Origin of the sequence: Mucilaginibacter sp. McL0603 (assembly GCF_049992945.1) — a bacterium.
Lineage (GTDB): Bacteria > Bacteroidota > Bacteroidia > Sphingobacteriales > Sphingobacteriaceae > Mucilaginibacter.
The window spans coordinates 3995861-4010454 of sequence record NZ_CP188251.1 but is presented as its reverse complement, the minus strand read 5'-3'; the positions used below and the strand labels follow the sequence as shown (position 1 = coordinate 4010454).

Here is a 14594-nt window from a genome sequence, read left to right as displayed (position 1 = left end):
TTTCATTATAATATTTATCACATCTGAATGAATTACAAAATTTTACTTGAACAGGTAGCGCAACATGTATTATCCATGTTTAAAGAACACCCTAAACATGGATACCCTTATCATAATAAGGCGCACACACAATTTGTAGTCGATTCGGCCATACAAATTGCTAATCATTACCAATTAGATGATAAGGACTTTTTCATTGTTATTGCCGCGGCATGGTTTCATGATACCGGATACTTGTACACTATCGTAAATCATGAAGAGGAAAGTGTAAAGCGGGCTGATGCTTATCTGAAAAGCATTGACGTTCACAAGGATATAATAGAGCATATAAACCAGTGCATTATGGCCACTGTAATGCCGCAAAATCCCCAGGACCGGCTTGGTGAAATTATGTGTGATGCGGATGTGTTTCACTTAGGGACTGATACATTTATTGAAAAATATAAGCTATTAAGAAAAGAACTAATTGAATTAAGGAAAATTGAAATTTCGAAAGAAGAATGGCGTCATGAAACAATTCAATTTTTAGAACAGCATCATTACTTTACCGATTACTGTAACCTGTTGCTTAACGATAAGAAAAATCAAAACCTTGAAAAATTGAAAAAGAAGGAAGAGGAAAATCTTGAACCTGAAACTGAGGCTGCAATGGTTACGGGCGAATTGCAACCCGGTGAAACGGCTGCGCAGGCAGAGCATAAGAAAAAAAACAAAGATACCCCCGAGCGAGGCATAGAGACCATGTTTCGCATTACTTCGAGTAATAGTCAGCGTTTGAGTGATATGGCTGATAGAAAAGCACATATATTGATTACGGTAAATTCAATTATTTTATCTGCTATCATCAGCCTTGTTTTGCGCAAGCTGGATACCAGTAGCTTTTTAATTATCCCTACATTTATGATGCTTGCTGTTAGCGTGCTTTGCATTATTTTTTCCATTCTCTCTACCCGTCCGGCTATTCCACGCGGAGTTTTTTCTATTGAAGATATTGACGATAAAAAGGTTAACCTCTTGTTTTTTGGCAACTTTTATAAGATGAACCTGGGCGATTATTCAATTGGCATGGAGAAAGTTATGGCTGATAAGGACTTGCTGTATAACACACTTATTATGGATGTATATGCGCAAGGTGTAGTATTAGGAAGAAAGTACCGACAGCTGAGGGTTGCCTATAATGTTTTCATGTTCGGACTTATTATCGCTGTGGTTGCATTTATTCTTGCCGTTGTTTTACATACAGATACTGTACCACCAATTCCTCAATAATGATCATGGGAATAACTCCAACATTTTTTGACAGGGATCTGAGCTGGCTTGCATTTAATGATCGGATTTTGCAGGAGGCAGCCAAAGAAAGTGTTCCTTTGTTAGAAAGGATAAGATTCCTTTCTATCTATTCATCTAATTTGGACGAGTTTTACAGGGTACGTATGCCTGTGTTGATGGCTTTGCATCGCTTATCCGGAAAGGAAAATGATGATAATAGCACCGATGAAAGCGCCAATTTGCAAAAGGCGAGAGAGGTAATATTTCAACAACTGGAAAACTTTGGACATATATTAACAGGTCAACTTATCCCTCTGCTTAAAAAAAATCATATTCATTTGCTATATAATGAAGCTATTCCTGAGCAGGTGCTGGAAAAGGTAAATGATTATTTATACAGCCAGGTAATGGCTTTTTTGCAGCCGGTAAATCTTTCTGATGAAAAGAATTCATTTTTTCCCGGAAATAATAAACTATACTTCCTGGTACAGGCAGAGGAGGATGGAATTGAAAGGAATTGGATAGTTAATATTCCATCAGATCAATTATCCCGTTTTTATTCGGTCACAATTGAGACTATCCAGTTTGTTATTTTTCTGGACGATATTATCAGGTTCAACCTTGATAAGATATTTAAAGGCGCCAATATAAAAGGATGTTTTTCTTTCAAAATAACACGGGATGCTGAGATTGATCTAAAGGATGAATATGGAGATCTTTCAGATCAGATAGAGAAGCAATTACTTAAACGTGAAGCGGGATTAGCTACACGGTTTTTACACCAACCTGGTATCCCTTTGCGGGTACTGTATTTTATAACCAGTCGGTTTAATTTATCTTCTGATAGCATAACTGCAGGCGGCAAGTATCACAATCTGAAAGATTTAGACCAGGTTCCTGTGAAAAATAATGAGCTCGTATATGATAAATGGCCTCCAATAAGCCCTGCTGATATTAATTATGAGCAATCAATTTTTGATCAGCTAAAAAAGAAGGATCTATGTATTCATCTGCCTTACCAGTCATATAACCCTATACTGAGGTTTTTTAATGAGGCCGCAATTGATAAAAATGTTGAAGAGATCTATGTCACCCTTTATCGTGTAGCCAGTAACTCCAGGATCGTAAATTCCCTGATAAGTGCTGCAAAGAATGGTAAAAAGGTAATGGTCATGATCGAATTAAAAGCTCGTTTTGATGAAGCCAACAACATCAAATGGGCAAAAAGAATGAAGAGTGCCGGTGTACAGATCGTTTACAGCGCATCGGCATTAAAAGTTCACGCAAAAACGGCTTTAGTAAAACACAGGATTGACGGCAGAACAGTTTATTCCGGGCTTTTATCGACCGGAAACTTTAATGAAACGACCGCTGCGTTTTATACTGATCATATTATGATCACCTCTAATCGTGAATTGCTTCGCGAAGTTGAACTATTATTTCTTTTTCTTGCCAAAAGAACAAAACCTGATCCTGACGACCTTATTAATTTTGAACATCTGTTTGTTGCCCAGTTTAATCTGCAACAACGTTTTATTGAGTTAATAGACCGGGAGATTGCCAATGCAAGGCAAGGGCTTCCAGCGGCGATCACTATTAAACTGAATAACCTTGAAGAGAGGGTGCTGATCTCAAAATTATATGAAGCATCACAAGCTGGAGTGAAAATATCACTGATAGTACGCAGCATTTGCTGCCTGGTGCCGGGAGTAGCTGGAATGAGCGAAAATATTACTATCACAAGGATCGTTGACCGGTATCTTGAGCATGGAAGGATATTTCTTTTTCACAACAACGGGCAACAGGATCTTTATATGGGCTCGTCCGATTGGATGAACAGGAATATTTATCACCGTATTGAGGTTTGCTTCCCGGTGAAAGATGAAGCCATGAAAGCAGAGATCATAACCATACTGCAACTTCAATTAAATGATAACATACAAGCTGTAAGAATAGATGAAAATCTAAACAATATAAAAATTGACAATGCCAAGCCGCCTGATCAATCGCAACGGCAGATATATCTTTTACTGAAGAACAAAGACAAGGAACTGGTTTAAAACACTTGTTCAAATAGCGACACATTGCCTATGAAGGTATATAGTTACGTTAAGAATTACCTGATTATAGTATTATTGATTACGCTGACCCTTGTCAGTCGTTGTACGGTTGCTTCTGCTCAGGATTGGGACATTGATCTGTTAAAAAAAATTAATCCCGATCCTCCGACTTCAAAGTATTGGCATTATACCAGCAACTCTGCTTACTATGTACCCGCAAGCGTGCCATTTGGGCAGTTAATTTATGGAATTGGCCAGGGAAGCAGCCTCACCAGAAATCGTGCTTACGAGACTTTCATCAGCATAGGTTTAAGTACAATAATCGGTGAAGTTTTAAAATATACGATCAGGGAGCAACGGCCTTCAGATAGGTATCCGGGAGAAATATTTGTTAATAGTCCAACAAATGACCCTTCTTTCCCTTCGGGCCATACTTGGTTAGCCTTTGCCACGGCTACATCTTTGGCATTGGAATATAAAAAATGGTATGTCACTGGTCCCGCATTTTTATGGGCCGGATCGGTAGGTTTCTCAAGAATGTATTTAGGTAAACACTACCCGTCAGATATTTTAGCCGGTGCTGCAATTGGGATCTTAGGCGGGTTGGTAAGCCATAGTTTCAGCATCAATGTATTAAAAAGCTATAATATGAAATAACATGAAAAAGATTCTCCTACTTATTTCGATAATGTTGCCTGCAATATTAATAAGGGCGCAAGATACCCTGAGCATTAAACCTATCACCCAGGATAGTGTTATAGTAAAAGTGCATGCGCACTATGATAAGGTAAGCAAAGTTCACCGTTTTTTCTTCGGAGAGAATTACCGTAAAGAATGGGGGATGGACGTTAAATTGCCTGTAATCAGGATATCTGAGTTACATGGCGGCCTTACACCTGAAAAGCAGGGCGGAGGTTTTCAGACAACCTCAATAAGGTTAGTTGATCCTACCGGAAAGGAGTGGGTATTGCGAAGTGTTGAGAAGGACCCGGTAAAAATATTGCCGTTAGAGCTTAGGCAGACTTTTGCCCGTGAATTATTTATTGATGCGATGAGTGCGCAACATCCATTCTCGGCATTAGTAGTTCCGCCACTGGCCGACGCTGCGGGTATTCCTCATGCAACGCCAATAATAGGCGTGGTTTCACCAGATAAAGCACTGGGAAAATATCTACCGCTATTGGTAAATAAAGTCTGTTTATTTGAAGAAAGAGAACCAACAGGTAAATCTGACAATACTCTTGAAGCAATACGTAATATGTACGACGATAACGATTATTCGTTTGATGCCAAAGCATTTTTAAAAGCAAGATGTTTGGATGTTTTGATAGGTGACTGGGATAGACACGATGATAATTGGAGATTTACAAAGGAAAAAGATGATAAAAAAAGAATATACACACCTATACCACGTGATAGGGATCAGGCCATGTATATCAACCAGGGGGTTATTCCATGGGTAGCATCCAGAGATTGGGTAGGGCCTTATTTGCAAACTTTTGGCGGCAAAATCAGAGATATACGTTATTCGCTTGTTGCTTCGAATTGGTTTGACAGGTTCCCTTATAGCCACATCACCTATGTTGAATGGATGAAAGTGGTTAATGACTTTTGTGCTGTAGAAACTGACGCTGTGTTGGAGGCCGGATTAAGAAGATTGCCAAAGGAAGCCTATAAATTAAGACATGATCAACTCCTAAGTCAACTAAAAGAAAGACGTGGTAATTTACCTGCTGCAATGTCCTGGTATTACTACTTTTTCAATAGAATAGTTGATATGCATGTAAGTAATAAGGATGAGCAGGTGAATATCAAGGATGCAGCTAATAACGGTTTAACTGTCACTATCAATAAGATCAATAAAAAAGGGAATGCAAAGGATACTATTTTCAGCGGCACTTTCGATCCGAAAATAACCAGGGAAATAAGGTTTTATATGGGTGGTGGAAATGACAGAATTGTTTTGGATAACAGTTCATCACCTATAAGATTAAAGTTTGTAGACAGTCTTGATCGCAAGAATTATGATATTGTAAAATCAGCTAATAAAGTTCCGATCTATGACAAAAGCAGGCAAAATATCTCTTTCAGAGGTGACTCATCGAGGGCGAGGCTGCATATTTCACCAGATAGTGCCAATACAACGTTTTTACCGGTTAACCTGATCAATGTATGGGCGCCACTTGCTAATGTACAAATTAATAAGGACGACGGATTTTTGTTGGGGATTGGATTCAGGTATCTTGGAAAAGAAGGTTTTAGAACACGTCCCTATAGTACATTACAGGAGTTATTAGTAACTCATTCTTTTGCTACAAAGGCATTTGATGTAAAATACCAGGGCGAATGGATACATGCACTTGGCAATGCAGATATTTTATTACGGGCAGATATAAAAGCACCAAATAATACGATCAACTTTTTCGGGCTTGGGAATGAAACGGAATTTAACAAAACAGGTGACTATGTGACCTATTACCGCACCCGTTTTAATACTTACCAATTTAGCCCGGCTCTACGATGGAGAAACGAGAAAGGATTAAGTTTTGCTGTTGGACCGGCATTTCAGTATTATCATTTAAATCCGGAAGACAATGTCGGAAGATTTATTGACAACCCGTCGCTTATACATTCTTATGATAGTTTGACCATTGCGAAGGATAAAGTACACCTGGGCGGAATAGCAACATTGATCGGTGATAGGCGGAATAACAAATTATTACCTACCGAAGGAAGTTACCTGAATATAAAATTATTAAGTATGGCCGGTTTGAATAGTTATTCAAGAGGCTTTACACAGATAACCGGCGAAGCAGCATTTTATGTTCATTTTGCAGACACAGTAATAACCCTGGCGGATAGGATAGGAGGTGGCGCTACTTTTGGAGACGCAGCATTTTATCAATCATTGTTTTTAGGCGGTCAGGGAAACCTGTTAGGCTACAAGACATATCGTTTTGCGGGTAAAGATATGGCGTTTAATAACTTTGAGGCGCGCATCAAATTATTTTCTTTAGCCAGTTATGTGTTACCCGGAGAATTTGGTTTAAGCGGCTTTTTTGATACGGGCAGAGTATGGGTCGATAATGATAATTCTAATAAATGGCACGTAGGTGAAGGCGGCGGTATTTACTTTATGCCGGCAGGGCTTACCTTATTCCAAATTATTGCGGCGCATTCGACGGAGGGCTGGTACCCTTATTTCTCAATGTTGTTAAGGTTTTAGGAAGTTTTGCTCATAATGACTGGAGGTGGGGAAATATATATGAAATTCGGTGGCTTTACTTTCATACGTTTGTCAGAAACCAGTTTAACCAGCGTTTGGCAGCTAATTTTATATAACTTTGATAGGATAGAACTTTTATAATATGCTTCTTCCGCAATTTTTTGATAACCCTTTTCAGATCAGGCTTTCATTTCATAAGATAATTGAAAGATTAGAAAGTATTACACATGGTGTTAGAAATGAATTATTAGATGAAATAGAAGCTCACCCCGAACTGAGAGATGGTATCACAGATATTGCCCAGATAAAGGATAATGAAGCCCTGATCTCGCGCCTTTTAGTTGAATTATTTCCGCCTATACTTACAACAAACGAAATAAAAGCAGTAAGTATCCCATACCAGGGTTTGATATTTAATTATACTGAACGATTTAGGGATATTTTAAGAGCAGCCGGGCAATCATTTGAAATTAACATCCGTGATTTTAATGATCACCAGTTTTACATAGCAAGCTGCTGTTTGATTTTAAATGAGTTTTACGGTACACGTCTTGACTTCAGCAAACCTCTTTTTTACGACATTCCAACCGCTAAAGGCATTGTAAAACATTATCGTATTTTATATAATGCGGACTTTTTGGAGGTCATCCCTACGGAGCGCGCGGTCAAATTATCAGATGATGATATCAAACTATTAATTGACAATTATGATGACCTCGCTTTGTGGAAAGAAAAATTCCCTCAGGGAAGCTGGATACTTAAGGGATTTGCCCTTATTAGTTTATTTGATGCCTCATTTGAGAATGCGGTTGCTATACTAAAAACCAACTTACTATCGAGCACTATAGGACTTGAGATGCAGGAAACAATTGACTCAGTTTTTAGGTCTATTTTCAGGATACCGGATCTGAGGGTGGGATTTACCACATTTGATAAAAGTGAAGGCAAATTCGGCACTAAAATGCTGGGACAAAAAGTTCAGAGCTTTCTTTTAATGGATAAAGATGAGGATGAATGCAGTAGAGTGCTTTCTAAAGCTTCCTATCAAAATCTGATCAACGACCATGAGTACTTTGCTGTTTCCGATCTTTCGGAATATCTTGCTAAAGACCCGGGTAATATTGTTGCAGCACAATTAAAATCACAAGGTATTGCGAGCTTCATCCTGGCGCCTATTGTTAAAGACGGAATGCTGCTCGGTATACTTGAATTGGTATCACCAAGGGCATGTGAGCTCAATAGCGTAAATGCTAATAAACTGGAAATCGTGATGCCTTTTATGGTGGATACTATTGACCGTAAAATTACCGAGTTTCGAAACAGGATTGAGGCAGTAATTCAAAACAACTATACTACGCTACATCCCAGTGTGAACTGGAAATTCAGGCGGGAGGCTAAAAAATATATCTACAATATTAATTTAGGATTAGCCTATACTTTAAAAGAAATTGCATTTAAAAATGTATATCCGCTATATGGTGAGGTAGATATCAAGAATTCATCTGTAACAAGAAACTTAAGCGTTAAAAATGACCTGAAAAACCAGGTGGAGCAGCTTATTTTATTACTGGATCAACTGCATCAGGATAATACCATTACCGGAGCTGAGCAAAATCTGGCTGATCTGAATACTTTTATTGATGAACTATCTGAAGGAATCAAGGCAGATACTGAACAAAATATTCAGCATTATCTGGAAGTTTACATTTATCCTTTATTGAATCAAGCCAATATTAAAAAGCCTATTGCTGAGGATATTGAGAATTATTTTAAAAATATCGACCCGGAGGCCGGCTATTTTTATGCCAATCGACGGGATTATGAGAAAACATTGTCTTTAGTAAATGAAAAACTGATAAGTATTCTTGATGAAAGGCAAGCCGAAGTACAGCATTTTTTTCCTCATTACTACGAACGGTTTAAAACTGACGGAGTAGAGCATAGCCTGTATATAGGTAATTCTATATCTCCTGGCGGGAATTTTAATATGGCAGACCTGGAACGTTTACGTCTGTGGCAATTACTGGTGACTGCTGAAATGGAGATTGAACAATACCGTCTGAAAGAAATATTGCCTTTACATCTGGGAGTAACGTCATTGATCTTAGTCTTTAGTGCACCTATTGCTATTCGTTTCAGAATGGATGAAAAGCATTTTGACATTGATGGGGCGTATAATATCAGGTATGAGGTGATCAAAAAACGTATAGATAAGGCCAATATAAAAGGCACTCATGAGCGTATAACCTCAGAAGGGGCTATAACCATAGTCTATTCTAAAACCGAAGAGGCGGCTGAATATAACCGTTATATACAAATTCTTCAATCAGCAGGGATTTTAACTGACTCCATCGAGCATTTTGAAATTGAAGATCTGCAGGCTGTTTCCGGATTGAAAGCTTTAAGGGTAGGAGTAGCTTACGATACAAGCAGATTTCTGTCAAAAGACTTTTCATACGAAAACATTTATAAGGACCTGTCCGCTGTTCAAATATCGCTTTGATATCCTTTATTCTGCTACCATTACTTCTACATCATAATCAATAAACAATCCACTTTCAATTACACCGGTAATGGACTTGATTTTTTGTTCAGTATCTGAAGGAATATGATCAAATCTGGCATCTAACAGGAAATTGCCATTTTCTGTTATAATGGGTCCGTCCTTACCTTTTGCTGCACGCAAAATAATATCCGTGATGCCAAGATCACGTAATGCCGATTCTACATAAACAAGCGCTCCCGGAAAAACTTCAATAGGAACCGGGAACTTTGAGCCAAGCTTTTCAACCAGTTTGCTTTCATCAACCAGGATGTAATTCTTTAAGCTTGAGCGGATCAGCAATTTCTCTTTAAATAATGCACCACCGCGACCTTTTATCAGACTGCGGTTAGGATCAACTTCATCCGCTCCGTCAAATGCCCAATCAGGTTTATCCTCAAGCAGACTGGTTACCGGCATGCCGAGGTTACTGCAGGTCATAGTGATCTCAAGGGAAGAGGGTATTATCCTGACGTTAAGATTTTCCTTTTTTACTTTTTCGGCAATAGCAAATAATGCCAGGTAAACCGTGGAGCCAGAACCTGCGCCGATAATATCGCCGTCTTTTACTTTGGCAGCAATTTGTTGCGCAAGTTTAATTTTACCTGTTTGATTGATAATAGTATCCGACCATTGCAGATGGGATAGGAGGTTGCTTTGCCATTTCATAAGCCTGCTTGTTAATAAGTATCGTAAAGGCAATATAAGACTTTATTTAGCCCGAAATGATCTAAATTTTTATGTTGTGAGTAATTTGACAAGCGCTTGAAAATGTAATTTTTCATTTTAAATTACAGAAATCACAACTTTGTTTTAGAAGAATACGTATTGATAGGCCAGCGAAACAGCAGAATAATTATATCCCCGATTAGTAAAAGCACCCTTATTAAACTGCAATTGTAAAGACTGACCTTTGGCGACAGGTACTGACCATGCCGCACCTGCCCTCCAGTTATCAAAATCATTGCCTGATGGTGTATTATCAATGAGAGTTTTACCACCGGCAAACCAATTTCCATCAATACTTATCCACATTCGGTTTTTAAAATAGTAGCAGGCATGAGCTTGCAGACTGCGTATGGGTTTTTGACTAAGTGTATGGTTGCCTAAATATTCATTATTATGGGTATAAAACCACGCACCAGCATAGGCCTCCAGGTATATTCGTGAAATTTTTTTTGAAATACCAACCTCGGGTTTAAACCCCCATCTGTTGCTACCCGCATTGATAAGCTTGCTGGGATAGTACAAACCTGTGGGTATACTGGTTATCAGGCTTATTCCTACAACTGTTTCTTCTGAATATTTTGAAAATTGTTTTTTATCCAGCGGAGGTGAACCAATAAGATTAATCCCGAATCTTATTCTTGTATCTCCAAAGCCAGATCTTACTGCTGATTTATCTACACCATTTATCTGTGCATTACCATTAATATTGACAAAAGGCTCACTCACTACTATCCTGGCTAATTTACCCGCAAGATCAAATGTATGAAGATAGCCCAGACCAAAGCTATAGGCAGTAATTTTAGAATTCTGAATAGGCAACGATGCATCGAGCAATACATTGCCATTTGATACGCCTGCCAGTACTGCTATTGCATTAAGATTTGTGGGTAAAGCAGCATATGATCTTGGCTCCAGTTCCTGGCCATTCACCTGGCAAATACCCATGCACAAAATACCCAGCAGACAAATCCCTTTTATCATGAAATGAAGCGCCGTTTGTCGGCTGGACAAAATAACGTCTATGGCTATTAATATAGAGTGAAACTATAGTGTATTCGAGTTTCACTTTTAAATATGATACTTGTTTTGTCCATTGGCATAAGTAGGCTATTACTACTAGTCGAGGATAATTTAATAATAGGTAATTTGTATAATATCATAATAAGAAATATTTTTGTTAACCAATAATTATTATATTCGCTCGTATTAAACATTTACCAATTGCGAAATAGAGGCAATAGCTGAACTGTAAAGGATGCTTATCTGATATTTCGCAAGAACCTTATTATAAAAAATCAGCATTTTGGGGTTTTATCGCTTGCTTTTCCGTGACCTTTTGTATAAAGGAGCAAAAGCAATTGCCGAAACCAGGCAGTCCGGTAACACTTGTTGCATCTAAACTACCTGAAGGATAGTATTAATCTGAGGAAAGTAAATTGCAATTTCAGTGTACTCAAGGCCAATACAAGTTCCTTTGGCAGGAATAGATTTAAGGTCATTCTAAGGGATAGCGGCATGCAAGCCTCAACGCATTGATTAAAATAATTGAAAGTTTTGTCTTTCTTGTTGCCTTTTATTTACTCTAATACTTTGATATGTCGGCTTATAAATATCATTTTTATTAGCCTGAAAGAATTTTGTAACATTTATGCCGGGCCATTATCTAAATAATAAAAAATAAACAAAAAGGCACCGTAAAAAAAGCAACGAATCATTCTGATACAGCTTGCAGCTTATATAAATCATTAAAAAAATCATGAAAAGAATATTAATAGCAATCACTTCGGTAGTTGTACTCGCTTCTGCATGTAATCAAAATCCACCACAGCAGCGAAATAATGTGACAGTGGAAGCCAACAATGCACCAGCCGGTTTCGATGTCAACAAACTGGCTCAGCTTGTTAAAACAAGTACAGATCCGCAGACGCTCGAAAAAGGAATTAACGATCCTAAAAATCAGATCAATAACCTCGACCTGGACAAAGACGGTAATATTGATTATTTAAAGGTTGAAGAAGCCAATAACAATAGGTTGAGTGTAATAGACAATGTAAGCAATCAGGATTCGGTTACGATCGCCCGCATTAATATCGATCCGTCTGCTGATAATAGTACGGCTGATCTAAGCGTAAGAGGAAACCCGGATTATGTAGGGTATAATAACTATTATCACTCTTCATTTGGCTTTACGGATTTTCTGTTGCTGAGTTACCTGATGCGCCCGCATCCGTACTATATGCCGATGTATCATTATGGTTATTATCCTTCATACTATACACGGGTACGTACGGTTACTAACTTCAGGCCAACAACCTCATCATCTATGTCGACAAGGAGCTTCCGGGGTAGTTTAAGCAATCCGGGCAGGTCGCAACGGTCTTTCGGTACCCGCAGTCCGCAAACCGTGCGCAGCGGTGGCTTCGGCAGCAGGCGGGGGGGCAGCTTTGGACATAGCGGCAGCAGTTCCGGAAGGTCAGGCTTTGGACACAGTCGGGGCGGATTTGGCAGGAGAAGATAAGAGAAAGGCCATCAGTCAAGATGAGTAGGGGTAACCTTATGCCACAAAGATTTCGCGACACAATTTTAATTAATGCATTAAATCCCAAAATGGGACTATAGAAGAGTATATCATTAAATTTCAAAACAATTAAATTATAACGCCATGAGCATATTTGACAGGCTATTCCGTATAGGCAAGGCAGAAGCCAATGCCGCAGTTGATAAAATAGAAGATCCGGCAAAAATGGCCGCGCAGATACTTCGCGAATTAAAAGAGAACTACCAGCAGGCCATCCAGGGAGAGGCCGAAATAAAAGCGCTGGCCTTACAGCATCGGGCTAACGAATTGCAATACCGTAATACTGCGTCTGACTGGGAGAAAAAAGCCAATGACCTTTTGGATCGTATTGAAAGTAAACAGCTTGATGAAGCAAAGGGTAATGATTTGGCCGCTAAGGCCGCTGAAGCAAGCCAGGCTGCATTAAATCAGGCAGATCAATTTGGAAAAATGGCCGAAAAAGAAGAAAGTGCACTGGCTGTAATGGATCTTAAGATAAAACAGATCAAAGATCAGATAGCTGAGACGGAAAGCCGCGCACAACTGATCAATTCCCGTGCAAAAACTGCCGAGGTTTCTGAGAGGATCAATAAGACATTATCCAGCGTGGACACTGACGGTTTGATGGCAACATTAAAACGCATGGATGAAAAGGCATCGGCGCAAGAATTCCGTGCTGCTGCTTACGCGCAGATCGAAGATTCGACGCTTTCCACTGAACAGGAAATCAATAAGGTATTAGGAACAGGAACACACTCGAATGCCCTGGAAGCAATTAAGGCAAAAAGAGTTAAGTTATTAAATTAATCGATAAAATTGAATTAAGCCGCCAGCTATTATAAAGGGAAATGTATAGTTTTCGCTCATCAGTTCTCCCTTAATAAATTCGCTGGCGGCTGTTTATGTAATTAATAAAATGTTTATATCAGATAACAATAAAAAAACCTTTAAATCCATTGTTCTTTTAGATGAAATGGTCAATGGATCGCATCAGTTTCAAACCGTTGCCAATGGTGACGACAGCGTGCTTGAGCCATTATTTATCGAGCTGATGTCAAAAGGTTATGTCGTGACCAGCGGTATTAATTATAAGATCACTGATAAAGGGCAGCAGGTATTGGATACGTTTATGAAACGTTATACCGAATATTTGAAGGTATACGATGTTTTTTCATTCGTTGATCTTGAAAAGGGAGAGTTTGCTTTTGCCCGATATTACGACTTTGACAGCGATGATGCCTGGGCAGATTTTACAAATGATCAACGTTTTGATGATCTCCGGATCGCAGTGGCCTTATTTAAAAAAATAGACCCGGCCGAGATCGTTTTTATGTCGTTCATTAATGAAAATCGTTTTGATACTAAGTCAAATGGCTGGCAGATGGACCTGGTATCGGATAATAGTTGGAATGAGATAGAGGAGATATGCAAAACCGCTATCAAGCCAGAAGAAGTGGGTGAAGACGCGATGCTGGATATGATTGGGCAGGGAGCAGAACTGATGATCAAACTAATAGAAGAGGAAAAACAGCAGGAACAAAATAATGGTAATTACGGGCAGAGCACAGAAACCGTTGTAGAGGAAGAAACGGTTGAATACTATCAGCCTTATTATGATCCGTATTATGTTTCACCTATCTGGCTGCTACCTTTGTTTTTGTGGTAAGCTGATCTGAAATTGAATGAGCAAAAAAAACGCGGTGGAGTGCCATTTTTGACACCCCACCGCGTTGAGATGACCCCGAAGGTACAGATGTCGAACTCTTTTATCGACGATGTGAAGAAGATAGTGGCGTTGAAAAGGGGGGAATTAATTATGTTAGACTTTAGTTCTCCGCCCCTTCAAGCGTCCACACAGTGTTCACACTTGAATGATAATGCGTTGAGCGTCCAGGCTCGATACAGAAAAATGGTACCATTGAAAGAAATTGCAATAACATGCCCTTTTTATTTGATGTGAGCATGGACACTCACAATTTTTTGCAGTTAGGTGTGGACAGTTGAACGGGCGGGTTATTCCCTGGCCACAGCTTCCCGGACTTAGTTCATTTCAACTTTTTTGAATGCGGATACAGCAGGTTCGGTAATTTGCTTAATCAACTAATTAATCAAAAGAAAAAGGTAACTATACAACTGCAAATTATCGAAATCTTTACCCTGTTTAAAGACAAATGAAATTCCCAAAAAAAAGGACAGTGATATATTTCCTAT

Annotated in this window: 10 protein-coding genes; 8 read left to right on the top strand and 2 right to left on the bottom strand. The window is 38.9% G+C overall.

The window, feature by feature from the left end:
* Nucleotides 1-27: 27 nt before the first annotated feature.
* The 5 genes from ACPPVU_RS18370 to ACPPVU_RS18350 all read left to right on the top strand — a co-directional run bounded on the left by ACPPVU_RS18370 (nt 28) and on the right by ACPPVU_RS18350 (nt 9058).
* Complete coding sequence (locus tag ACPPVU_RS18370; RefSeq protein WP_426668044.1) at nt 28-1269, top strand: Pycsar system effector family protein; 1242 nt, start codon at nt 28-30, stop codon at nt 1267-1269.
* A gap of 5 nt (nt 1270-1274) precedes the next feature.
* Nucleotides 1275-3329, top strand: a complete 2055-nt coding sequence (gene ppk1, locus ACPPVU_RS18365; protein WP_426668042.1) for a polyphosphate kinase 1 — start codon at nt 1275-1277, stop codon at nt 3327-3329.
* A gap of 30 nt (nt 3330-3359) precedes the next feature.
* Entirely contained in the window at nt 3360-3986 is a 627-nt protein-coding gene (locus tag ACPPVU_RS18360; RefSeq protein ID WP_426668041.1) for a phosphatase PAP2 family protein, read from the top strand.
* 1 nt (nt 3987) lies between these two features.
* Nucleotides 3988-6555 (top strand): BamA/TamA family outer membrane protein, encoded by a 2568-nt coding sequence (locus tag ACPPVU_RS18355; RefSeq protein ID WP_426668040.1) that lies wholly within the window; start codon nt 3988-3990, stop codon nt 6553-6555.
* A gap of 142 nt (nt 6556-6697) precedes the next feature.
* Nucleotides 6698-9058: a GAF domain-containing protein gene (locus ACPPVU_RS18350; RefSeq protein WP_426668039.1), complete on the top strand. Its 2361-nt coding sequence runs from the start codon at nt 6698-6700 to the stop codon at nt 9056-9058.
* 6 nt (nt 9059-9064) lie between these two features.
* On the opposite strand, the gene rpiA is transcribed toward ACPPVU_RS18350, so the two are convergent.
* The gene (gene rpiA / locus ACPPVU_RS18345) at nt 9065-9766 is read right to left on the bottom strand and encodes a ribose 5-phosphate isomerase A (RefSeq protein ID WP_426668038.1); all 702 of its coding nucleotides are present in this window, start codon (nt 9764-9766) and stop codon (nt 9065-9067) included.
* Between the two features lie 144 nt (nt 9767-9910).
* Nucleotides 9911-10807, bottom strand: coding sequence for a transporter (locus ACPPVU_RS18340; protein WP_426668037.1), 897 nt, complete (start codon nt 10805-10807; stop codon nt 9911-9913).
* Between the two features lie 775 nt (nt 10808-11582).
* On the opposite strand from ACPPVU_RS18340, the gene ACPPVU_RS18335 reads away from it, so the two are divergent.
* The 3 genes from ACPPVU_RS18335 to ACPPVU_RS18325 all read left to right on the top strand — a co-directional run bounded on the left by ACPPVU_RS18335 (nt 11583) and on the right by ACPPVU_RS18325 (nt 14049).
* Nucleotides 11583-12344 carry a hypothetical protein gene (locus ACPPVU_RS18335; RefSeq protein ID WP_426668036.1) on the top strand — a complete coding sequence of 254 codons (762 nt, stop codon included), beginning with the start codon at nt 11583-11585 and terminating at the stop codon, nt 12342-12344.
* A 144-nt stretch (nt 12345-12488) separates the two neighbouring features.
* Nucleotides 12489-13190, top strand: coding sequence for a PspA/IM30 family protein (locus ACPPVU_RS18330; RefSeq protein WP_426668035.1), 702 nt, complete (start codon nt 12489-12491; stop codon nt 13188-13190).
* Nucleotides 13191-13299: 109 nt separating this feature from the next.
* Entirely contained in the window at nt 13300-14049 is a 750-nt protein-coding gene (locus ACPPVU_RS18325; protein ID WP_426668034.1) for a hypothetical protein, read from the top strand.
* The last annotated feature ends 545 nt before the right edge of the window (nt 14050-14594 follow it).

What these genes read in the sequence shown, in the direction of transcription:
- ACPPVU_RS18370 (WP_426668044.1), top strand. Translation starts at nt 28, where the DNA reads ATGAATTACAAAATTTTACTTGAACAGGTAGCGCAACATGTATTATCC.
- ppk1 (WP_426668042.1), top strand. Translation starts at nt 1,275, where the DNA reads ATGGGAATAACTCCAACATTTTTTGACAGGGATCTGAGCTGGCTTGCA.
- ACPPVU_RS18360 (WP_426668041.1), top strand. Translation starts at nt 3,360, where the DNA reads ATGAAGGTATATAGTTACGTTAAGAATTACCTGATTATAGTATTATTG.
- ACPPVU_RS18355 (WP_426668040.1), top strand. Translation starts at nt 3,988, where the DNA reads ATGAAAAAGATTCTCCTACTTATTTCGATAATGTTGCCTGCAATATTA.
- ACPPVU_RS18350 (WP_426668039.1), top strand. Translation starts at nt 6,698, where the DNA reads ATGCTTCTTCCGCAATTTTTTGATAACCCTTTTCAGATCAGGCTTTCA.
- rpiA (WP_426668038.1), bottom strand. Translation starts at nt 9,766, where the DNA reads ATGAAATGGCAAAGCAACCTCCTATCCCATCTGCAATGGTCGGATACT.
- ACPPVU_RS18340 (WP_426668037.1), bottom strand. Translation starts at nt 10,807, where the DNA reads ATGATAAAAGGGATTTGTCTGCTGGGTATTTTGTGCATGGGTATTTGC.
- ACPPVU_RS18335 (WP_426668036.1), top strand. Translation starts at nt 11,583, where the DNA reads ATGAAAAGAATATTAATAGCAATCACTTCGGTAGTTGTACTCGCTTCT.
- ACPPVU_RS18330 (WP_426668035.1), top strand. Translation starts at nt 12,489, where the DNA reads ATGAGCATATTTGACAGGCTATTCCGTATAGGCAAGGCAGAAGCCAAT.
- ACPPVU_RS18325 (WP_426668034.1), top strand. Translation starts at nt 13,300, where the DNA reads ATGTTTATATCAGATAACAATAAAAAAACCTTTAAATCCATTGTTCTT.